Genomic DNA, 20,910 nt, shown 5'->3' with positions numbered 1-20,910 from the left:
TATGGCAGCCGACGTACCGACGTGGTGTCGGCACATTCTCCGGAATCCCACGCGCTGAGGCACGACCTCGTGCGGGTTCCACGAAAGGACCGGCCATGGCCAGCTATGACGCGATCGTCGAGATTCCCAAGGGAAGCCGCAACAAGTACGAGGTCGACCACGTGACCGGTCGGGTGTTCCTCGACCGCGTGCTGTTCACGACCTTCGTCTACCCCACCGACTACGGGTTCTTCGAGAACACGCTCGGGCTCGACGGCGACCCGGTCGACGTGCTGATCCTGCTCGACTACCCGCTCTTTCCGGGTGTCGGCGTCGCCGTTCGCCCCGTCGCCGTGTTCAACATGACCGATGACGGCGGATCCGACGCCAAGGTCATCGCCGTGCCGGCCAAGGACCCGCGCTGGGCGCACATCCAGGACCTGGGTGACATCCCCGAGTACCAGCGCAAGGAGATCGAGCACTTCTTCGAGCACTACAAGGACCTCGAGCCCGGCAAGTGGGTCAAGACCGAGGGCTGGGGCGACGCCGCAGAGGCCGAGGCCATCGTCATCGCGGGGATCGACAAGCTCGCCGCCGAGGCGCCACACGCGGTCTAGTTCCGCCGCACGAGAAACCGGCACCGACTCGATGGAGTCGGTGCCGGTTTTTTCGTTGTGCGTGATGCTGTTGTGGATGCCGCCGCGACGGCGTCTGCCGATGGCGATGCCGCGCTGGCTGGCTGGGTCGGGTGCCCCTAGCCGATCCGGATGCCGCGGGCGGAGAGGAACGGCACGGCGTCGGTCAGGCTGCCGCCCACGCGCACCTCGAAGTGGAGGTGGCAGCCATTGGATGCGCCGGTGGTGCCGATGCGGGCGATGAGGTCACCGGCGTTGACACTCTGGCCGTTGCGCACGAGCACACCGCCGTTCATGATGTGGGCGTAGCCGGTGGTGACGCCGGAGCCCGTGACCTGCACGAAGTTGCCGTAGGCACCGTTGTTGCCGGCGTAGGTGACGGTTCCGCTGTGTGCCGCGTAGATGGGTAGTCCACACCCCGGCGCGATGTCGGTGCCGTTGTGGAACGTGCGGACCCCGGTGAGGGGATGGATGCGGTAGCCGTAGGAGCTGCTGACCGGACCGGCCGCGGGCAGCGCCCAGCCGTTGGACGACACGACGCCAGCGGGGGCTCCGCCACCGCCGCCACCGCCGCCGCTGGCAGCGCTGGAGCGGGCGGACATCGCGGCGTAGGAGGCGGCTTCTGCGGCGCGCGCCTGGCGAGCCAGGTCGGCGACGCGGGCGGCCTCGACGGCTCGGACCTGCTCGCCCACTGCGTAGTCGGCTTCGGTGGCTGCCCGGTTCTCCGACAGGACGAGCAGCTGCTGCTCGAGCACTGCCCGGTTCTCCTGCTGTTCGGTGAGCGCGGTCTCCGCGGCGACCGCGGCGACGCGGGCGGCTTCGAAGGCTTCGGCCGCGGCATCCGACAGAACTTTGAGGGCGTCCTTGGCGACTTCGGCCTGGTCGGTGAGCGACTGGGCGGCGTTCTGGTCCTGGGTGGCCTTGGTGTAGATGCCAGCGGACTGGTCGGTGATCTTGCTGGCCATGCCGAGCTGGGAGAGCAGGTCGTCGGCCGAGCCACTGTCGAAGAACAGGGTGGCGGAGACGTCGCTGCCCCCACGAGAGATGCGGGCGGCGAGCTGGCCGGCGCGGAGCTTGGAATCGGCGGCGACGGCCTCTGCTTCGTCGGCGTCCTCCTGCAGCTGGCTGGCCTTGAAGTCGGCCTCGTCGAAGGCGTCCTGTGCGACCTGGTACTCCTCACCGCGGGCGACGGACGCCGCCTGGGTGTCGGTGACGGTCGTTTCGAGCTGCGCGAGCAGGTCCTGGATGCGGGTGATCTCGGCCTGCTTGGCCGACTCGCTCGAGCGGGCGTTCTGTACGTCTTCCCAGCTCGGGTATTCGATTGCATAGGCCGGGGATGCTGCTTGCCCGACGATGCCGCCGGTCAGTGCGACGGCGGCGATCGCGACGACGGCGACCAGTTTCGCGTGGCGCAATCGCTGCGCGACGGTATGGACTGTGCGTGGCACAGTCTTCTCCCCGTGACGGTTGTGACGCTTCATTCATCCCCATTTATTCGATGGAGGCGGTATCGGGCGCCCGCCGTTCACACTCTTGACACGTGTAACAGTAGGACAGCGGGCCTCGAATCACCAGTTGAGTCCCTACCACCTCTTCTGGTGACACCGCTACTCCGACTCGCGGAGGCGTGTCCGTGTTGTTATCTCGGGGGTTTTCGCTGCGTCAACTGCCCGAGTTCTGGGGCTGGAACGGGCATCGCGATCTGGCGCTGTCTTCACCGTGGTCGGGCCGGTTCGGCTTTTGCGGTCAGGCCGCTTTGGTCACCGCGGTCGGGCCGGTTTGGCAGAACCCCCGCACACCCCTATGCTTGGTTTTCGGTTGCTACGAAGTCCTGAACTTCATGGCCCCATCGTTTAGTGGCCTAGGACGGCGCCCTTTCACGGCGTTAACACGGGTTCGAATCCCGTTGGGGTCACCAGACATTCAGAACTAAATAGCTTGGCCCTGTAGCGCAGTTGGTTAGCGCGCCGCCCTGTCACGGCGGAGGTCGCCGGTTCAAGTCCGGTCAGGGTCGCTGGTGAAAAGCCTCTTCGAAAGGAGGGGCTTTTCGTCTATGACGGCAGGTGCTTCGGCATCGACTGTCTGGCTCTGTAGCTCAGTTGGTAGAGCGCACGACTGAAAATCGTGAGGTCACGGGATCGACGCCCGTCGGAGCCACCTCGAAGAGTCCAATGAACGGGCCGAACTTGCCTCCTCAGCAGGCGGTATCCGCCCTCTCGTACGGGCCACCTGACCACGGAATGGCCACGAACGAATCCGTGGCGTGCCGATCGAGACGGTCGGCTGCGGCGTCGAGGTCGTCGACGAAGCGGTCGGCGTGCCGGATACACCACCTGCCATACTTAGGTAATGCTTACCTATGTTCCCGAGTCGACGCCGGCGGCGGGGATGCGGCGGACCGCGAGGCGGCCCCTCGGCCTCGTCGCACTGATCGGCGGCGTTGTGGTCGCCGTCGGGGTAAGCCTTCTCGTCGGGTCGCGCTCGATCGACGTCTCCACGGTCCTCGCCGCGCTGACCGGGCAGCCGACCGACGCCACCGAGCAGATGGTCGTGCTCAGCCTGCGCATCCCCCGCACGATGATCGGTCTCGTCGCGGGTGCCGCCCTCGGGCTCGCGGGTGCGCTCATGCAGGGACTCACCCGCAACCCGCTCGCCGACCCCGGCCTACTCGGAGTCAACGCCGGCGCCTCGCTCGCCGTCGTGATTGCGATCTCCATGTTCGGGGTGACCGCACCGTCAGGATTCGTGTGGTTCGCGTTCCTCGGTGCGACGGTCGCAGCGGTCACCGTGTACGCCGTTGCATCCGGTCGGACTGGCCCCACACCTCTCGGGCTCACCCTGTCGGGAGCCGCCGTCGCCGCCGCGCTCACGTCGGTGACGACGCTCGTGCTCTTGCGTGATCTGGACACCCTCGGGCAGTACCGGTTCTGGTCGGTCGGTTCGCTCGTTGCCCGAGACATCGGCACCATCGGGACTCTCGCACCCTTCCTCCTCGCCGGCACGGTAATCGCGCTGCTGCTCGGGCGCAGCCTGAACGGACTCGCGCTCGGCGACGACCTCGCCCGCGGCCTCGGCCAGCGCGTCGGACTCTCGCGGCTCGCCGCGGGGCTCGCGATCATCGTGCTGTGCGGATCGGCAACATCGCTCGCGGGCCCACTTGTCTTCGTCGGGCTCGTCGCCGCGCACACCGCCCGCAGGCTCGTCGGGAGTGACTACCGGTGGATCCTGGCCTACTCGATCCCCATCGGCGCGATGCTCGTGGTGCTCGCCGACACCCTGGGCAGACTGATCGTGCAGCCCGCCGAACTCGAGGCGGGCATCGTCGTCGCCGTGATCGGGGCACCGGTGCTCATGGCGATGGTGCGTCGGGGGCAGGTGATGATTCGATGAGCGGGATCGACATCCGCACTCAGACCGCTGCCGACATCGGGTCGGACGCCTCGGTCGTAGCGACGGTCCGCCGGGTGGGGCGTCGGCGACGGACATCCGTCTGCCTCTCTCTCGTCGGGGTACTCGTGGTGGTCTCCGTTCTGGCGCTCATGCTCGGCGACCGCGTCATCGCGCCCGGCGACGTGCTGGCAACGCTCGTCGGCCAGGGGACCGGTGGCGACAGCTTCGTCGTGCTCGGACTCCGGATGCCGCGGCTGCTGCTCGGACTGATGGTCGGCACCATGTTCGGGCTCGCCGGCGCCGTCTTCCAGTCACTCTTTGCCAATCCCCTCGCGAGCCCCGATCTCATCGGGATCTCGCAGGGTGCGAGCGCGGCTGCGGTTGCCGCCATCCTGCTCGCCGGATGGAGCGGCCTCGCCGTCTCACTCTCCGCCTTCGCGGGTGCCGTCGTCGTGGCCACCCTCATCCTGCTCGTCGCCGGGCGAGCGGACGCCGCGGGCGACCGCTTCGTGATCAACGGAATAGCACTGGCGTTCCTCGCGCAGGCGCTCATCGGCTATCTACTCACACGCTCTGACGTGCGCGATGCGCAGTCCGCCCTGGTATGGCTGGTCGGGAGCATCGGCACCGTACAGCCGGCGGACCTCCTCGTTGCCGTCGTCGGCGGCGGAGTGCTCGTGCTCGCGCTGGTCTCGCTGTCGACGAGGCTCGGGATGCTGCAGCTCGGCGATGAGGCCGCGACAGGTCTCGGCGTCCGCACCCGCAGCACCCGTCTCATGCTGCTGCTGGTCGCGGTCGGCCTCGCCGCCCTTGCGACGGCGGCTGCCGGGCCCGTCGCCTTCGTGGCCTTCGTGGCGGCGCCGATCGCCAGACGACTGCTGGGCGGACGCGGGCCGGCGCTCGTGGCGAGCGCCCTCGTCGGCGCGGTCGTCGTGAGCGGCGCCGACCTGCTTGCCCAGCACGCGATCACGGGCCTGCAGGTACCGGTCGGCATCGTCACCGGTATCGTCGGCGCGCCCGTGCTCCTGCTGCTCGTCGCCCGCAGTAACCGTTCGAGAGGAACGCTATGACCCCCGACGGCACCTCGCACGACCTCCGCGCCGATGGGCTCGCCCTCGCCTACGACGGACGCCGCGTCGTCGAGGGGCTCGACCTCGCGGTGCCGAACGGTCAGGTCACCGTCATCGTCGGGCCGAATGCGTGCGGCAAGTCGACCCTGCTGCGCTCGTTCGCGAGGCTGCTCCGACCGGACGCCGGCATCGTCACCCTCGACGGCACCGACGTGCACCGCCTGCCGACCAGACGTCTCGCGATGGTCGTCGGACTCCTCCCCCAGCAGCCGATAGCCCCCGAGGGCATCACCGTCGGCGACCTCGTCGGCCGCGGGCGTTTCCCCCGCCAGGGGCTGTTCCGACAGTGGTCGGCAGAGGATGAAGCGGCCGTCGCATCCGCGCTCCGGTCGACCGACACCCTGCATCTCGCGGCACGTCCGGTCGACGAACTCTCGGGCGGGCAGCGCCAACGCGTCTGGATTGCCATGGCGCTCGCGCAGGAGACCGACATCCTGTTGCTCGACGAGCCGACGACGTTCCTCGACGTGACCCACCAGATCGAGGTACTCGACCTGCTCCACGAGCTCAACCGCGAACGCGGGGTGACCATCGTGATGGTGCTGCACGACCTCAACCTCGCGGCCCGATACGCCGACCACCTCGTCGTCATGGCCAACGGACGCATCGTCGTCGAGGGAGCGCCCGCGGCCGTCATCACCCGAGAGGTGATCGCCGAGGCGTTCGGACTCGAGGCCCTCGTCGCGCCAGACCCGGTCAGCGGGTCGCCGATGGTGGTTCCGATGGGGAGGTTTCATTCGTTGAGGACTGAGGCATCCGCCGCGTCCGCAGTCTCTGTGCGCCCGCACGTCGAAGGTTAGGGTAGGCTCACCTAAATACAAATCGTTTCCCGACTCACTGGAGCCCCCTTGCCTCGTCGCATGAGACACGTCGTCCGCGCAGCATCCGCCCTCACCGCACTTGTCCTGCTCGCCGGATGCAGCACCGCCACAGACACCGCCGACGACTCGACCGCGGGCTCGGGAGAGGCCGTCACTATTGAGCACGCGTTCGGCGAGACGGCCGTTCCCGCCGACCCGCAAAACGTCGTCACCCTCGGCTGGGGCAGCACCGACGCCGCCATCGCGGTTGGCGTGATACCCGTCGCCATTCCGTTCGACTCGTACGCCGGAGACGAGGACGGCGTGCTCCCCTGGGTCGCCGAGGCCGTCGCCGACGCCGGCGCCGAACTTCCGACCATCCTCCCGGACTCGCCGGACGAGCCGCCTTACGAGGCCATCGCGGAAGCCGACCCCGACGTCATCCTCGCCGTCTACTCGGGCATCACCGAGGAGCAGTACGAGACGCTCTCCGCGATCGCGCCGACCGTCGCCTACCCGGGCGAGGCATGGAGTACCCCGTGGCGGGACGTCGTGACCACCGTGGGCGAGGCCCTCGGTCGGTCGGATGAGGCAGCCACCGTGCTCACCGGTATCGAGGACCAGATCGCTGAGCAGGCTGCAGCGCACCCCGAGTTCGCCGGCAAGACCATCGCCGCCGTCTCGGACTTCAGCGGCACCTTCTACGTCTACAAGCCCGCGGACCCGCGCGTCGAGTTCATGCTCGACCTCGGTTTCGTGAGCGCCCCTGCAGTGGAGGAGCTCGCGAACGGCGACTCCCCGTTCTTCTACACGCTGAGTTACGAGCAGCTCGACCAGCTCGAGGCGGATGTCGTGCTCAGCTACGCGGCGACCCAGGCGGAGGCGGACACGTTCCTCGGCTCACCGCAAACCTCGGTGATCCCGGCCGTGCAGTCCGGCGCCGTAGCCCAGCTCGTCGGTACCCAGAACGTCGCGGCGGTCTCCCCGCCCACGGCAATCAGTCTCCCGTGGGGCCTCGACCAGCTCGTCGAGTCACTCGCCACGGCGACTGCGGAGTAATCGACCCACTGTAAAGCGGGCCATGAACGAGCCGACGGCGTCGTATCGACCGACGACACCCCGGGCATGCCGCAGGGAATAAACGTGAAACATCTGACAGCTAGCGTTGACCCATGAGCTATACGACAGCAACAGGCTCCATCGACCTTGTGGGGCGTTTCGAGGCCGGCCATCAGATCCCCGGCACCATGCGCGCCGATGTGCGTCTCCTCGGCGACCTCCTGGGCCGGGTGCTGCGGGAGAGTGGGTCGGACGGGCTGTACGACGACGTGGAGCGGTTGAGGCTCGCAACGATCCAGGCCTACACGGATGAGACGTCCGAGGCTTTCACTCGCGCCGAGGAGATCGTGGAGACCTTCACCATCCAACGCGCGGGTGAGGTGGCGCGAGCCTTCACCGCCTACTTCCACCTCGTGAACCTGGCGGAGGAGCACCAGCGTGTGCGGGTACTGCGCGAGCGTGATGGGCAGACCTCCACTGCCGATCCGTCGGCCACGATCGGCAGCGCGTTCGCACAGCTCAGCAAGGAGATCGGGGTGGATGCCGCAACCGAGCGCCTGCAGACCATGCGCTTTCACCCGGTCTTCACCGCACACCCCACCGAGGCGAGGCGGCGCGCGGTGTCGAGCAGCATCCGCCGGTTGTCCAAACTCCTCGCCGAGCATGACCTCACCCACGGAAGCACCGACGAGACGCGTATCGAGCGGGCAATGCTCGAGGAGGTCGATACCCTCTGGCGCACGACACCACTCCGCACGGACAAGCCGTCGCCCGTCGATGAGGTGCGCTCCATCATGGCGGTCTTCGACGAGACGCTCTACACGTCGATCCCCGAGGTGTACCGGCGCATCGAAGACCTGGTGCACGGCGATCGCGAGCGCGATGAAGCACCGGTAGTGCGTTCGTTCATCCGCTTGGGTACCTGGGTCGGCGGCGACCGCGACGGCAACCCCTTCGTCACCGCGTCTGTCACCAAGAAGGCCGTCGGGATCGCGGCGGAGCACGCACTGCTCGGCCTCGAACGCACCGCGAGTCGGGTCGGGCGTGGCCTCACCCTCGACGCGACCACGACTCCCCCGACGGACGAGCTGCTCGCGCTCTGGCAGCGGCTGAAGTCAGCGGACGAGGAGGCGGCCCGGGAGGTCGCCAAGCGGTCCCCGAACGAGCCGCACAGTCGGGTCCTGCTGTTGATCGCCCGCCGCATCGCCGCCACCCGCACCCGCGACGCCGACCTCGCGTACCGCGACCCCGCGCAGCTGCTCGCCGAGCTCCAGGTCGTGCAGCATTCTCTGGTGGGTGCGGGCGCCGGGCGTCACGCGTACGGCCAACTGCAGCAGTTCATCTGGCAGGTGGAGACATTCGGGTTCCATCTGGCGGAGCTCGAGGTGCGCCAGCACTCGGCCGTCCACCGGTCGGTTCTCGAAGAGATCGAGTCTGGTGAGCCGCTCAGCGATGTGGCGGAGGAGGCACTCGAGGTGGTGCGCGCGATCGCGCAGATCCAGGAGCGCTACGGCCCGCGCGCTGCGGGTCGGTACATCGTCTCGTTCACCCAGTCGGCCGAGGACCTCGCGAATGTGCACCGGCTGGCCCGCGCCGCTGTCGGGGCGAACGGCACTCCGCCCGTGCTCGACGTCATCCCGCTCTTCGAGACCTTCGCCGACCTGCAGGCGGCGCCGCGCATCCTCGCCGAGATAGTGGAGCATGCCGAGTTCGCTGCCAGGCTCGACGCCACCGACCGTCGCCTCGAGGTGATGCTCGGCTACTCGGATTCCTCGAAGGATGTCGGCCCCGTCGGCGCGACCCTGGCGTTGTACGAGGCGCAGCGCGAGATCTCCCGGTGGGCGATCGACAACGACATCACCCTCACGCTGTTCCACGGTCGCGGTGGCGCCCTGGGCCGCGGTGGCGGTCCCGCCAACTCGGCCATCCTCGCGCAGCCGCCGCATTCCGTCGACGGCAAGTTCAAGCTCACCGAACAGGGCGAGGTCATCTTCGCCCGCTACGGCGACCACGACATCGCCATGCGGCACATCGACCAGGTCGCTGCGGCCGTGTTGCTCGCCTCCGCCCCGTCGATCGAGAAGCGCAACGAGGATGCCGCCACCCGTTTCGCGGGCGTCGCCGCCACCTTGGACGAGGTCTCCCGCTCCCGCTTCTTTGAGCTCGTGCACGCCCCCGAGTTCGCGTCGTGGTTCGCCACCGTCACGCCGATGGAGGAGGTCGGACTCCTCGCGCTCGGCTCACGCCCGGCCCGCCGTGGCCTGTCGGTCTCGTCCCTCGAAGACCTGCGCGCCATCCCGTGGGTCTTCTCGTGGACCCAGGCTCGCATCAACCTCGCAGGCTGGTTCGGCCTGGGAAGCGCACTGGATGCAGTGGGCGACGAGGCACTCCTTATCTCTGCGTACTCGGAATGGCCGCTCTTCCGCACCATGATCGACAACGTCGCCATGGGCCTCGCCAAGTCAGACGGCCGCATCGCGCGTCTCTTCCTGGCCCTCGGCGACCGCGACGATCTCGCCTCCCTGGTGCTCGAAGAAATGGACCTCACGCGATCGTGGGTGATCCGCATTGCCGGCGGCGGCGAGCTGCTCGCCAACCGCCCCGTGCTGCAGCGGGCCGTCAAGATGCGCAGCCCCTACGTCGATGCGCTGTCGATGCTCCAGCTGCGCGCGCTGCGCAGCCTGCGCGAAGCACCGGATGGCTCAACCGTCGATCCCGAGCTGCAGCGCTTGCTGCTGCTCTCGGTCAGCGGGGTCGCGGCAGGGCTGCAGAACACGGGTTGACGCTGGCAGCGGGGCCGCCGCGCTCTGGTCGGGACCCCGCCCGTGCACGCCAGTGCACGCCGAACGCGGACGACCCACCGCCCTTCTAGGTCCATCCGGGGCAGACTGCATCGATGGACTTCTCCCGCTTTCCGGTCGTGCTCGACGGGGGCCTCGGCACCCTGCTCGAGGCGCGCGGCCACGACCTCTCGGACTCTTTGTGGAGCGCCCGACTGCTCGCGGAGTCCCCCAGTGCGATCGAGGCGGCACACGCCGAGTACTTCGCGGCCGGCGCCCAGGTGGCGATCACCGCCTCGTACCAGGTGGGCTTCGAGCTGCTCGAGCGGCACGGGTTCTCTCGCGCAGACACCGAGGCATTGCTGCGGCGAAGCGTGCAGCTCGCGGCATTCGCCCGCTCTTCCACTGCAGCCATCACCGGTTCAGCCGGCACCGGCACTAACCCCACTGAAGACGAGACTCCGCTGTGGGTCGCCGCCTCGGTCGGGCCGTACGGTGCCACGCTCGGCGACGGGTCGGAGTACTCCGGGTCGTCCGGACTGACCCTCGACGAGCTGCGTCGCTGGCACGAGCCACGCCTCGCCATCCTCGCCGACTCCGGGGCCGACCTCCTCGCCCTCGAAACCGTGCCGTCCCTCGACGAGGGCACCGCGCTGGTCGACCTCGTGCGCGGCTCCGGTCACCCGGCCTGGCTGTCGTTCACCGTCGAGAACGGGCGGCTGCGTTCCGGCCAGCCGATGGCCGAGGGGTTCGCGCTCGCCAACTCTGCCGACGAGATCGTTGCGGTCGGCATCAACTGCTCGCATCCCGACGAAGTGCCGCAGGCGATTGCTTCCGCCGCGGCCGTCACCGACCGGCCGATCGTCGTCTACCCCAATTCCGGTGAACGATGGGATGCGGCGGCACGGCGTTGGCACGGACGCCCGGGCCTCGCACCCGCCGGCCAGTGGGCTGAGGGTGCCAGCCTGGTGGGCGGGTGCTGCCGGGTCGGTCCCGCAGAGATCGCTCGCATGCGGGCAGAACTGCACCCGCACCACGAGAGGTGATGCGGGCGCGCAGCCGAACTGCTAGCGAGTCCTGACCACCGCGACGCCGCCATCTGCGACCGGCCGGCGTTCCGCTTGCACACGAACAGCACCCCCGCTGACGTCCACGGTCAGGCCTTCGCGGGGATGAGCTCGGCGAGCAGCTTCTCGATGCGCGACTTGATGTCGTCGCGAATGGGGCGCACTTCGTCGGCGCTCTTGTCCTTGGGGTCGACGAGCTCCCAGTCCTCATAGCGCTTGCCCGGGAAGATCGGGCACACGTCGCCGCACCCCATGGTGATGACGACGTCGGAGTCGCGTACCTGCTCGGTGGTCATCAGCTGTGGAATGGCCTGCGAGATGTCGATGCCCTCCTCGGCCATCACCTCGATCGCCATCGGGTTGATCTGGTCGCCGGGCTCTGACCCGCCGGAGCGAACCTCGACGGCTCCGCCGGAGAGTTCGCGCATGTAGCCGGCGGCCATCTGCGAGCGGCCGGCGTTGTGGATGCAGACGAAGAGGACTGTGGGCTTGTCGGTCATGAGGTAAGCATAGGTGATCATCTATGGTTTCGGTATGACAATATCGGCACGCGCCGTTTGCTGCCGCATCCACCCAGGGAGACTGCCCGCATGACCATCGTCGCCGTCCTCATCTTCGTGGTCACCCTGACGCTGGTGATCTGGCAGCCCCGCGGGCTCGGCATCGGCTGGAGCGCACTCGGCGGTGCTGTGCTGGCCCTTGCCACCACGATCGTGCAGTTCTCCGACATCCCGACGGTGTTCGACATCGTCTGGAACGCGACCCTGGCGTTCATCGGGATCATCATCATCTCGCTGATCCTCGACGAGTCGGGGTTCTTCGAATGGGCCGCCCTGCACGTCGCCCGCTGGGGTCGCGGACGCGGCCGGGTGCTGTTCATGCTCATCGTGCTGCTGGGTGCCGTGATCGCGGCGGTGTTCGCCAACGACGGCGCGGCCCTCATCCTGACGCCGATCGTCATCCAGATGCTCCTCGCCCTCAAGTTCTCGACGAAGGCGTCGCTCGGCTTCGTCATCGCGACGGGTTTCATCGCCGACGCCGGCAGCCTGCCGCTCGTGGTCTCGAACCTCGTCAACATCGTGTCGGCCGACTTCTTCGACATCAGCTTCGCGCGCTACGCCATGGTGATGGTGCCGGTCGGGATCGTCACCGTGCTCGCGAGCCTCGGAGTGCTGTTCCTGTACTTCTTCAAAAGCATCCCCCGCACCTACGACGCCTCAGCGCTCCCGCTCCCCGCCACCGCGATCACCGATCGGGTGACCTTTCGCGCGGGGTGGGTCGTTCTGGGGTTCCTGCTTGTCGGGTATTTCGCGGCCGACCCGCTGCACGTTCCCCTCTCGGTCGTGACGGGCGTGGCGGCGCTCGGGCTCATCGTCGTGGCATCGCGACAGCCCGCGATCCTGTTCCGGAGGCGCGGTGGCTCCGGGCGCGCGGGTTCGGGGCACGCGGGTTCGGGGCGTGGCGGTTCGGGGCCCCGGTCGATGTCGAAGCGACGTGCCGCCAGGGACGCCATGGCGACGACCGCGGCCGCGGACGCGACCGACAGCACCTCGATCTCCAGCCCCACCGCGACCCAGACCGCGTACCGGCCCATCGCCGTCGGCCGGATACTCCGGGAAGCCCCCTGGCAGATCGTGCTCTTCAGCATCGGCATGTACCTGGTGGTCTACGGCCTGCGCAACCAGGGCCTGACCGACCGCCTCGCCGAGCTGTTCAGCATCTTCGGTGACAACGGCGTGCTCGCCACCGCGCTCGGCGTCGGCTTCGTCGTCGCGATCCTCGCGTCGCTGATGAACAACATGCCGACCGTGCTTATCGCCGCCCTCGCCATCGGCGCCGCAGGGGCGACCGGCCTCACGCACGAGGCGATGATCTACGCCAACGTCATCGGATCGGACCTCGGGCCCAAGATCACCCCGATCGGCAGTCTCGCGACCCTGCTGTGGCTGCACGTGCTCGACAAGAAGGGCATCCACATCGGCTGGGGAAAGTACTTCCGGGTCGGCATCGTGCTGACCATTCCCGTGCTGGCGATCAGCCTGCTCGCACTGGCCGGCTGGCTGTCGGTCATCGGCACGGCCTGACCCCGGCGAATATTCTCATGCAAAGGAATACACCGGTCTCCCACGCAGTTTGATCGCAGCGGAGCGTGACCCCAATGACGTCGGTGGCTCCGCATCGATCGCTCTGACGGAAGGACATCACCGTGTCTACTGCTGCACCCGCCGCTACCGAGGCCGCCCAGGCCGCCCCCGCTCCGGCTCCCGCTCCCCGTACCGCCCACACCAGCGAACCCATCCACCCCGTGCTCGCGGAGCGCTGGAGCCCCCGGTCGTTCGACCAGCACGCGATCGTCACCGACGCGCAGGTCACTGCGGCGCTCGAGGCGGCGCGCTGGTCGCCGTCGGCCTCGAACAGCCAGCCATGGCGGTTCATCGTCGCCCGCCGCGGAACGCCCGAATTCGACACCATCGTCGCCCACCTCGTCGGCTTCAATGCCGCGTGGGCCGGCTCCGCCGCCCTGCTCGTCGTCAACATCGCCGAGCTCGAGGGCGCCGACGGTTCAGCCCGCCCGTGGGCCCGTTACGACCTCGGCGGCGCCGTCGCCCACTTCACCATCCAGGCGCACCACGACGGCCTGCACGTGCACCAGATCGGCGGGTTCGACGCCACCGGCCTGGGCGTCGCCCTGCGACTCCCCGACCGCTTCGCGCCGATGTCGATCTCGGCGGTAGGGGTCGTCGGGCCCGCCGACGCCCTCGCCGAACCCGCGCGCCAGCGCGAGATCGCCCCGCGCACCCGCCTTCCGCTCACCGACCTGCTGACCGTCGGCTGAGCAGTCAGGGACTTTTCGGGCCGGGTCACGCGTTGACCCCCACAGGCATCGCAGTCACGGGCACCGAGCCCGACGGCACGTGCGAGCCCAGCGCCCCCTACGAAAGGAAGGCACCATGAGCACCGTCACCCTGACCACCGAAGCATTCGAAGAGACCGTCACCGCACCCGGAATCACCCTCGTGGACTTCTGGGCCGACTGGTGCGGCCCCTGCAAGGCCTTTGCCCCGATCTACGAGAACGCCAGCGAGCAGCACCAGGACGTGACCTTCGCGAAGGTCGACACCGAGGCCGAGCAGCAGCTCGCCGGCGCCGCAGGCATCACCTCGATCCCCACCCTGATGGCGTTCCGCGATGGGGTGCTCGTGTTCTCGCAGCCCGGCGCTCTGCCGGCACCCGCCCTCGAGCAGGTCATCGACGCCGTGAAGGCCCTCGACATGGACGACGTGCACGCCAAGATCGCCGAGCAGAAGAAGCAGGCCCCCGCAGCCGAGTAGCGCCACGGCGCCGGTCGGCGCGTACTCAGACGGGGTACACCGCTACGATCGGCGCCATGACGAACCTCAACCCGACGAACCCCGACGTGACGACCGCCCCGAACGACCTGGCGCGCCAGCTCACCGTTCTGGCCAGCGCGGTTGTCGCGATCGTCGGGTCGTTCATCGGCTCGGGCGCCGCCGGGGGAACCCCTATCCAGGATGCCGCGGGCGGGGCGCTCGCGGCGGACGCGACCCCGATCGCGCCGGGGGGCCCCGCATTCGGCATCTGGTCGGTCATCTACCTCGGCCTCATCGCCTACGCGATCTGGCAGTTGTTGCCCGCGCAGAAGAGCGCCCCCCGACAGCGGCGCCTCGGCTACCCGATCGCCGCCTCCCTCATCCTCAATGCCGCGTGGATCCTCTCCATCCAGTTCGACCTGCTGCCCCTGAGCGTGCCGGTCATCGTGCTGCTGCTCGCCGTGCTGGTATGGGCGTTCCTCATCACCGTCGAGACCCGCCCCGGCGGCATCGTCGAGGCGATCGTGGCCGACGGCACGGTCGGGCTGTACCTCGGCTGGGTCTGCGTCGCGACCGCCGCGAACACCACGGCGCTGCTCGTCGCGCAGGGGTTCGACGGTTTCGGACTGGGCATGGATGCCTGGGCCGTCGTCATCATCGCCGTGGCCGGACTCGTTGGCCTGTTGCTCGCCGTCTACGGCCGGGGTCGCCTCGCGCCGACCGCGTCACTGTGCTGGGGCCTCGCCTGGGTGGCCGTCGCCCGCCTCAGCGGTGACCTGCTGTCGACACCGGCCGCCGTCGCCGCCATCGTCGCGGTGGTGGCGGTCGTCGCGGTCACCGTCGTGTTGCGCGTGCGGGCACCGCACCTCGCGTGAGCCGCGTCTCGCGGAGGGCAGCTAGCCGATGGCGGCCGCGACCACCCGCGCCAGGCGCTTGCGCACGAGGTGGTCGCCGGCGTCGACCTTGTGCACCGTGACGTGCCGCATCTGCTCGACGATGCGCAGCCCCGCGGGAAAGATGAACGGGTCGAGGGTTCCGTAGGCCACCTCGACCGGAACCCGCACCGACGCGATGTCGCTCACCGCGGTCTGCGACTCGATGGACTGCTGCAGCGACTGCACGAACGCCGTCCAGTTGCGTTCGCTGACCTCGAGCACGTTCTTGATCGGCGACATTCGCGCGAGGAACGCCGCGTTGCGCATCGTGAACGTCTTGTTCAGGCGCAGGTACTCGTAGGCCCTGAGGTACAGGCCCATCGCTGCCCGCTCGATCGGATCGCCGATCGCGGTCGGGGCGACGTAGATGGGCGGGCTCACCAGCACCAGCTTCGAGATGCGCCTGCGGTTGGTGGCCGCGTACCGGCTCGCGATGAGCGACCCCATCGAGTGGCCGACGAGCACGAACGGGTCGCGCAGCCTGAGCGTGTCGAGGGTGTCCTCGAGCGCCGAGACGTGCTCCTCGATCGTGAACGTCGCGTCGTCCGGGGCGACCGACTCGCCGAAGCCCATCAGGTCGACGGCGATAACCCGGTGCCGGTCGACGATGAGCGGAACGAGGTTCTCGAACGTCACGGCCGATGACGCGATGCCGTGCACCAGCACGACGACCGGTCCCGACCCCTCGTCGATCGCAACGTGGAGGGGCGTGGTCGCCGGTCGCCGCAGCCTCTCGAAGAACTCCACCCTTCGATTATGTCGCCTTCCCCTCGCGCGTCCGCGGAGGGGCGACCACCGCCGTGATGACCGCGGCGACCGCCAGCACGACGGCGCCGACGAACATCGACGCGCTGAGCCCCACGGCGAATGCCTCGCGTGCGGCGTCGGCGAGCGCCTCTCCCCCTGGCCCGAGCGAGCCCGCGACGCCGAGGGCAGCGCCCGCCCCCGCGTCGACCACCTCCTGTAGCTCGGTGGGCAACCCGCCGAGCACGGGTGCGATGTCGTCGCGGTAGAACCAGACCAGCACGCTGGAGAGCACGGCGATGCCGAGCACGCCGCCGACCTCGCGGGTGATGTCGTTCACGGCGCTCGCGACCGAGCGGCGGTCCGCCGGAAGGCCGTCGATGATGAGCTCGGTGCCGGGGGTGATTCCCATGCCGAAGCCCACCCCGAACACGAGAACGCCGGCCCCCAGCATCCACAGCGACGGATCGAGCCCGCCGGTGACGCCGACGCCGAAGATGACGAACCCGACGCCCATGAGCAGCAGGCCGACCGCGCCTGGCACCCTCGCGCCGAACCTCCTGCTCAGCGCAGCGGCAGCGCCGATGCCCGCGCCGACTCCGACCGGCACGACGAGCAGGGCGAGTGCTGCACCCAGCGGCGTGTACTCCAGCACGATCTGCAGGTACTGCGGCGACAGCACGAAGAACCCGAGCGACGCGAAGAACTGCACGGTCACGATCACCGACCCCGCGGCCAGGCCACGGTTCGTGAACAGCCGCACGTCGAGTGACGGTATGGATGCTCGGAGCTGGTGCACCACGAAGGCCACGAATCCGATCACGCCGACGACGAGCGCCACCACCGTCACCGGATCGAGCCAACCCCGCTGCGGCCCCTCGACCACGCCCAGCACGAGGCCGGCGAGCGCCACGACCGACCACAGCGCACCGAGGGGGTCGAGCGACAGCGCGGGATTGCGGTTCTGGGCGACGAGCAGCAGCACGGGCACGATGAGCAGCAGCGCGACGCCGCCGAACAGCAGCTGCACGCTCCCCCACCAGAACACCTCGAGCATGGCGCCGGCCACGATGGTGCCAGCCACCGCGCCGGCCGAACTGACGCCGGACCACACCCCGATGGCGAAGGTGCGGCGCTCCTCCGGGTAGGCGTCGACGAGGGCAGACAGCGTCACGGGAAAGACCGCGGCGGCACCGATGCCAGAGAGGGCGCGCAGCCCGATGAACCAGGCCGGGTCGGGAGAGAACGCCGCCGCGAGCGACGCTGCGCCGAAGATCACGAGCCCGATGACGAGGATCGTGCGCCTGCCCACCCGGTCGGCCGCGATGCCCGCCGTGAGCAGCAGCGCGGCGAAGGTGAGCGCGTAGGCGTCGATGATCCAGGTGAGTTCGGACTGGTCGGCTCCGAGGTCTGCGGCGATATCGGGCAGCGCGATGGCGAGCGCGGAGTTGCCGGCCACCACGAGCGCGAGGCCGGCGCAGAGCACGATGAGCAGGGAGCGCAGCTGCGCCGCGGTGAGGGCGGGGGCAGCGGAGGACGCGGGGGGCGCAGCATCCATTGCCGGCGTGGACGGGGTGGTCATGGTGTCGCCTTCCTGGTCGAACCGGGGTGAGGGGATGGATCGAGATGGGTGGTGAAGACGTGTAGCTCCGTTTCCGAGTTTCTCCATTGCGGAGGTAATTGTCAAGTAGTATGTGGGCATGGATGACGCGGCGATGGGCACCGGAACGGGCACCGACAGCTCAGGCGACGACACGGCACGCAACGACAGGGCAGGCAACGACAGGGCAGGCAACGACAGGGCAGGCGACGACAGGGCGGAAGCCGTCGAGCGCGGGCGCATGTCGGCCGAGGAACTCTCGTGGGCGCTGCGCTCGGTGAACCGTGCGTCGGTCTCCCTCGACCACGCCCTCGCCACCCGGGTCGGCCTGCGCCACCTCGACTACGCGGCGATGGGCCACATCATGGACCAGGAGGGCACGCAGCTCGGGCCCGCCCAGCTCGGCCAGCGCTTGGGCATCAGCACGGGCTCGGCGACGGAACTCGCCGACCGCCTCGAGCAGGCCGGGCACATCTCGCGGACGCGTGACGTGCAGGACCGGCGGCGGGTGTCGCTCGTGCCGCGCGGCGAGGCCGTCGGCCGCATCCTCGGCGAACTCGGCCCGCTCTTCGTGGCCCTCGACGACCTGTCGCTCGAATTCACCGAGGCCGAGCGCGAGGTGATCAGCCGCTACCTTCGCGGTGCCGCCGACCGCCTCGCGGCCCATGCGCGCGAGCTCGCGAAACCAGCGAAACCATCCGATCAGCGGCGACCGCCGATACTGGAGCAATGAGCGCTCCCGTCACCGTCTCCATCACGCGTGCCGTCGACCCCGATCGCGTTCCGGAGGTCACCCGCTGGGTGCAGTCCGGAGTGAACCTCGCCAACACCTGGCCGGGTTTTCTCGGGTCGGGGTGGGTGCGCGAATCGGCGTCCTCCGACGAATGGCACATGCTCTACCGCTTCGACGACGCCGAGACCCTCGACGCGTGGGAGAACTCGGGGGAACGCAGCGCATGGCTCGACCTCGGCCGCGGGATGGTCGAGGAGCGCCGGGTCAACCGGCGCACCGGCATCGAGGGCTGGTTCGACGCCCCGTCGGCGACCACCGAGCTGGGCTCCACAGAACCCGAGCCGCAGGTGCGCCCGCCGCGCTGGAAGCAGGCGATCAGCATCTGGCTCGGCTTCTTTCCGGTCAACCTGGCCTTCACCCTGCTCGCGGTCGCTGTCGTTCCGGGCTGGGACGACCTGTGGACGCTCGCCAAGGTCTTCATCACGACGATCGTGCTGACGCCGATCATGGCCTACTGGGTGCTGCCGTTCGTGACGCGCGCCCTGCAGCCCTGGCTGAACCGGGCGCGCTAGGCCACTACGGCCGGGCCACGGCGGCCGCCTGCCAGGTCGGCCGCGGCAGCCGGTACAGCACGTGCCGAACGAGGTCGCTGTCTGCGGGCACCGAGGGGTGGTCGAAGTCGTCTGCGGGGTCGCGCGTCATGCCGAGGCGCTCCATCACCGCGCGGGAGCGCGCGTTGCCCCTGGCGGTCATCGACACGATCTCGTCGAACCCCCGGTCGACGAAGCCGTGGTGCAGTACCGCCCGCGCCGCCTCCGTCGCGTAGCCGTGGCCCCACGCCGCCCTGCGCAGTCGCCAGCCCACCTCGATCGCGGGGGTGAAGTGGGCCGCGAAGTCCTGGCGGATCAGCCCGGTGAACCCGATGAACTCCCCGTCGAGCTCCGACCCCGGGTCGGCCACCTCCACCGCCCACAGCCCCCAGCCCGACCGGGTGAGGCGGTCGCGGATCCGCCGGGCGAGCGCGTCGCTTGCCGCCCGGTCGAGCGGGGCGGGAAAGTACCGCATGACGTCGGGGTCGGCGTTGAGGTCGGCGAAGGGTGCGAGGTCGTCGGTGGTCCAGTCGCGCAGGAGCAGACGGTCGGTCGTGAGCATGCCCCATGATGTCGTGGATGCCGCGGCATCCACCACGTCGAAGGTCCGTGTAGCGCTCCCCGGGCCTCAGCGGAAGCGGGTTGTCGATATTCGAGCCGACTGTTTGCATGGATACATGAGCAACGACCAGTACGTATTCGAGAATCCCGTTACCAAGTACGACGACATCAAGCCGACCGCGCAGAAGCAGGGCGGCCCCGGCCTCGACGCCGACCTCGACAACACCCCCGACCGCGGCGAGACCTCGTATCGCGGCACCGGCCGCCTCGAGGGCCGCAAGGCACTGATCACCGGCGGAGACTCCGGAATCGGCGCCGCCGTCGCCATCGCCTACGCCCGTGAGGGTGCGGACGTCGCCATCTCGTACCTCCCCGAGGAAGAAGAAGACGCCAAGGGCGTCGTCAAGCTCATCGAGGAGGCCGGCCGCACCGCCGTCGCGCTCCCCGGAGACATCACCGACGCCGCGTTCAGCCGCAAGCTGGTCGCCGACGCCGTCGAGGGACTCGGCGGACTCGACATCCTCGTGAACAACGCGGGCAAGCAGCAGACGCAGCCCGACCTGCTCGAGATCACCGACGAGCAGTTCGACGAGACGTTCAAGACCAACGTCTACGCCATGTTCTGGATCACCAAGGCGGCACTGCCCCACCTCGCCCCGGGATCGAGCATCATCAACACCTCGTCGATCCAGGCGTACTCGCCCTCCGAGACCCTCGTCGACTACGCGTCGACCAAGGCGACCATCAACGCGTTCTCCAAGGGACTCGCGCAGCAGCTCGCGCCGAAGGGCATCCGCGTGAACGTGGTCGCTCCCGGCCCGATCTGGACCCCGCTGCAGACCGCGGGCGGACAGCCCACCGAGGCGCTCCCCGAGTTCGGCGAGCAGACCCCCCTCGGCCGTCCGGGACAGCCTGCCGAGCTTGCGCCGGCGTACGTGTTCCTGGCGTCAGGTGAGTCGAGCTACGTGATCGGCGAGACCCTCAACGTCAACGGTGGAATGCCCACCCCGTGACGGGCGCTGACTCGGGTCGCCCCGACGACTTCGACGAGAAGCGGCATGACCAGCTCACGACCGCGCCGAAGTCGACCGAGGCGGATGCGGCTCCCCGTGTCGAGGTGACGGAACGCCCGAACGGCGTGACCCGCATCGATATTCGGGATGACGCGCCGGTGCGACCGGAATAGCACGGCAACACAGCAGTACAGCACCACGGCAGTACAGCATCACGCCAGTACAGGAGCGGCCCGCCACGTGCGGGCCGCTTCTGCGTGGTGCGGCCAACACCCCGTTCCGCTCGGAGTTCGGCCAACACGGGTCGCAGCGGGCCGCGCTAGCTTTCATCATTCAGGAGCAGGTCTACGGTTTCTCGCATCATTCAGGAGTTGGGCGAGCTGGCAGGGGCACGCGTGCACGAATCGTGCGTCGCGGCATAGATATCGATTGGATGCTGCGTTCCGCACGCGGCATCCACCGCCCCTCTCTTACCCCACCCCAACACCCTCCTGAATAATGAAAGCCGCCGGGCACGGGTGACGCCCGGCTACCGCGGCCTGGGACGCCGCGGGCTACGGCA

20 protein-coding genes and 3 tRNA genes are annotated in these 20,910 nt (G+C 68.9%); 18 read left to right on the top strand and 5 right to left on the bottom strand.

What is annotated here, in order from left to right:
* The first annotated feature begins 95 nt into the window (after window positions 1-95).
* Window positions 96-596, top strand: coding sequence for an inorganic diphosphatase (locus G5S38_RS00980; protein WP_165063310.1), 501 nt, complete (start codon window positions 96-98; stop codon window positions 594-596).
* 137 nt (window positions 597-733) lie between these two features.
* Here G5S38_RS00980 and G5S38_RS00975 read toward each other — a convergent pair whose 3' ends face one another.
* Window positions 734-2,062, bottom strand: a complete 1,329-nt coding sequence (locus G5S38_RS00975) for a peptidoglycan DD-metalloendopeptidase family protein (RefSeq protein WP_235928827.1) — start codon at window positions 2,060-2,062, stop codon at window positions 734-736.
* Between the two features lie 394 nt (window positions 2,063-2,456).
* Here G5S38_RS00975 and G5S38_RS00970 point away from each other — a divergent pair.
* From G5S38_RS00970 to mmuM, 9 genes are all read left to right on the top strand, one after another.
* A tRNA-Glu gene (locus G5S38_RS00970) sits at window positions 2,457-2,532 on the top strand.
* Between the two features lie 22 nt (window positions 2,533-2,554).
* A tRNA-Asp gene (locus G5S38_RS00965) sits at window positions 2,555-2,628 on the top strand.
* Window positions 2,629-2,698: 70 nt separating this feature from the next.
* Window positions 2,699-2,771, top strand: a tRNA-Phe gene (locus G5S38_RS00960).
* 192 nt (window positions 2,772-2,963) lie between these two features.
* Window positions 2,964-4,004, top strand: a complete 1,041-nt coding sequence (locus tag G5S38_RS00955; RefSeq protein ID WP_165063308.1) for a FecCD family ABC transporter permease — start codon at window positions 2,964-2,966, stop codon at window positions 4,002-4,004.
* Entirely contained in the window at window positions 4,001-5,074 is a 1,074-nt protein-coding gene (locus G5S38_RS00950) for a FecCD family ABC transporter permease (protein WP_165063307.1), read from the top strand. Before G5S38_RS00955 ends, G5S38_RS00950 begins: the two co-directional genes overlap by 4 nt.
* Entirely contained in the window at window positions 5,071-5,934 is an 864-nt protein-coding gene (locus tag G5S38_RS00945) for an ABC transporter ATP-binding protein (protein WP_165063306.1), read from the top strand. Before G5S38_RS00950 ends, G5S38_RS00945 begins: the two co-directional genes overlap by 4 nt.
* A 60-nt stretch (window positions 5,935-5,994) precedes the next feature.
* Window positions 5,995-6,993 (top strand): iron-siderophore ABC transporter substrate-binding protein, encoded by a 999-nt coding sequence (locus G5S38_RS00940; RefSeq protein ID WP_165063305.1) that lies wholly within the window; start codon window positions 5,995-5,997, stop codon window positions 6,991-6,993.
* A 113-nt stretch (window positions 6,994-7,106) separates the two neighbouring features.
* Window positions 7,107-9,776 (top strand): phosphoenolpyruvate carboxylase, encoded by a 2,670-nt coding sequence (locus G5S38_RS00935; RefSeq protein WP_165063304.1) that lies wholly within the window; start codon window positions 7,107-7,109, stop codon window positions 9,774-9,776.
* A 113-nt stretch (window positions 9,777-9,889) separates the two neighbouring features.
* Complete coding sequence (gene mmuM / locus G5S38_RS00930; protein WP_165063303.1) at window positions 9,890-10,819, top strand: homocysteine S-methyltransferase; 930 nt, start codon at window positions 9,890-9,892, stop codon at window positions 10,817-10,819.
* A 110-nt stretch (window positions 10,820-10,929) separates the two neighbouring features.
* Here the strand turns inward: mmuM and G5S38_RS00925 are convergent, their stop codons facing one another.
* Entirely contained in the window at window positions 10,930-11,340 is a 411-nt protein-coding gene (locus tag G5S38_RS00925) for an arsenate reductase ArsC (RefSeq protein ID WP_165063302.1), read from the bottom strand.
* A 90-nt stretch (window positions 11,341-11,430) separates the two neighbouring features.
* On the opposite strand from G5S38_RS00925, the gene G5S38_RS00920 reads away from it, so the two are divergent.
* The 4 genes from G5S38_RS00920 (at window position 11,431) to G5S38_RS00905 (ending at window position 15,047) form a co-directional block, all read left to right on the top strand.
* Complete coding sequence (locus G5S38_RS00920; RefSeq protein ID WP_165063301.1) at window positions 11,431-12,924, top strand: arsenic transporter; 1,494 nt, start codon at window positions 11,431-11,433, stop codon at window positions 12,922-12,924.
* A gap of 122 nt (window positions 12,925-13,046) precedes the next feature.
* On the top strand, window positions 13,047-13,676 hold the full coding sequence (locus G5S38_RS00915; RefSeq protein ID WP_165063300.1) for a nitroreductase family protein: 630 nt from the start codon (window positions 13,047-13,049) through the stop codon (window positions 13,674-13,676).
* A 115-nt stretch (window positions 13,677-13,791) separates the two neighbouring features.
* Window positions 13,792-14,172, top strand: coding sequence for a thioredoxin (gene trxA, locus G5S38_RS00910; RefSeq protein ID WP_165063299.1), 381 nt, complete (start codon window positions 13,792-13,794; stop codon window positions 14,170-14,172).
* A 56-nt stretch (window positions 14,173-14,228) separates the two neighbouring features.
* Window positions 14,229-15,047 carry a tryptophan-rich sensory protein gene (locus G5S38_RS00905; protein WP_165063298.1) on the top strand — a complete coding sequence of 273 codons (819 nt, stop codon included), beginning with the start codon at window positions 14,229-14,231 and terminating at the stop codon, window positions 15,045-15,047.
* A gap of 21 nt (window positions 15,048-15,068) precedes the next feature.
* On the opposite strand, the gene G5S38_RS00900 is transcribed toward G5S38_RS00905, so the two are convergent.
* Window positions 15,069-15,854 carry an alpha/beta fold hydrolase gene (locus G5S38_RS00900; protein WP_165063297.1) on the bottom strand — a complete coding sequence of 262 codons (786 nt, stop codon included), beginning with the start codon at window positions 15,852-15,854 and terminating at the stop codon, window positions 15,069-15,071.
* 7 nt (window positions 15,855-15,861) lie between these two features.
* Window positions 15,862-17,433 carry an MFS transporter gene (locus tag G5S38_RS00895; RefSeq protein WP_165063296.1) on the bottom strand — a complete coding sequence of 524 codons (1,572 nt, stop codon included), beginning with the start codon at window positions 17,431-17,433 and terminating at the stop codon, window positions 15,862-15,864.
* A gap of 118 nt (window positions 17,434-17,551) precedes the next feature.
* Here G5S38_RS00895 and G5S38_RS00890 point away from each other — a divergent pair, with 118 nt between their 5' ends.
* Entirely contained in the window at window positions 17,552-18,184 is a 633-nt protein-coding gene (locus tag G5S38_RS00890; protein WP_165063295.1) for a MarR family winged helix-turn-helix transcriptional regulator, read from the top strand.
* Window positions 18,181-18,756, top strand: coding sequence for an antibiotic biosynthesis monooxygenase (locus G5S38_RS00885; protein WP_165063294.1), 576 nt, complete (start codon window positions 18,181-18,183; stop codon window positions 18,754-18,756). The genes G5S38_RS00890 and G5S38_RS00885 overlap by 4 nt, the downstream gene beginning before the upstream one ends.
* Window positions 18,757-18,760: 4 nt before the next feature.
* Here G5S38_RS00885 and G5S38_RS00880 read toward each other — a convergent pair whose 3' ends face one another.
* Window positions 18,761-19,372, bottom strand: coding sequence for a GNAT family N-acetyltransferase (locus G5S38_RS00880; RefSeq protein WP_235928826.1), 612 nt, complete (start codon window positions 19,370-19,372; stop codon window positions 18,761-18,763).
* A 79-nt stretch (window positions 19,373-19,451) separates the two neighbouring features.
* Here G5S38_RS00880 and G5S38_RS00875 point away from each other — a divergent pair, with 79 nt between their 5' ends.
* Window positions 19,452-20,348 (top strand): glucose 1-dehydrogenase, encoded by an 897-nt coding sequence (locus G5S38_RS00875; protein WP_165063293.1) that lies wholly within the window; start codon window positions 19,452-19,454, stop codon window positions 20,346-20,348.
* Window positions 20,345-20,521, top strand: a complete 177-nt coding sequence (locus G5S38_RS00870; RefSeq protein WP_165063292.1) for a hypothetical protein — start codon at window positions 20,345-20,347, stop codon at window positions 20,519-20,521. The genes G5S38_RS00875 and G5S38_RS00870 overlap by 4 nt, the downstream gene beginning before the upstream one ends.
* Window positions 20,522-20,910: the final 389 nt, after the last annotated feature.

Source organism: Marisediminicola senii (assembly GCF_011057645.1).
GTDB lineage: Bacteria > Actinomycetota > Actinomycetes > Actinomycetales > Microbacteriaceae > Marisediminicola > Marisediminicola senii.
The sequence above is the reverse complement of the archived record's forward strand: the minus strand, read 5'-3'. Positions and strand labels throughout refer to the sequence as shown.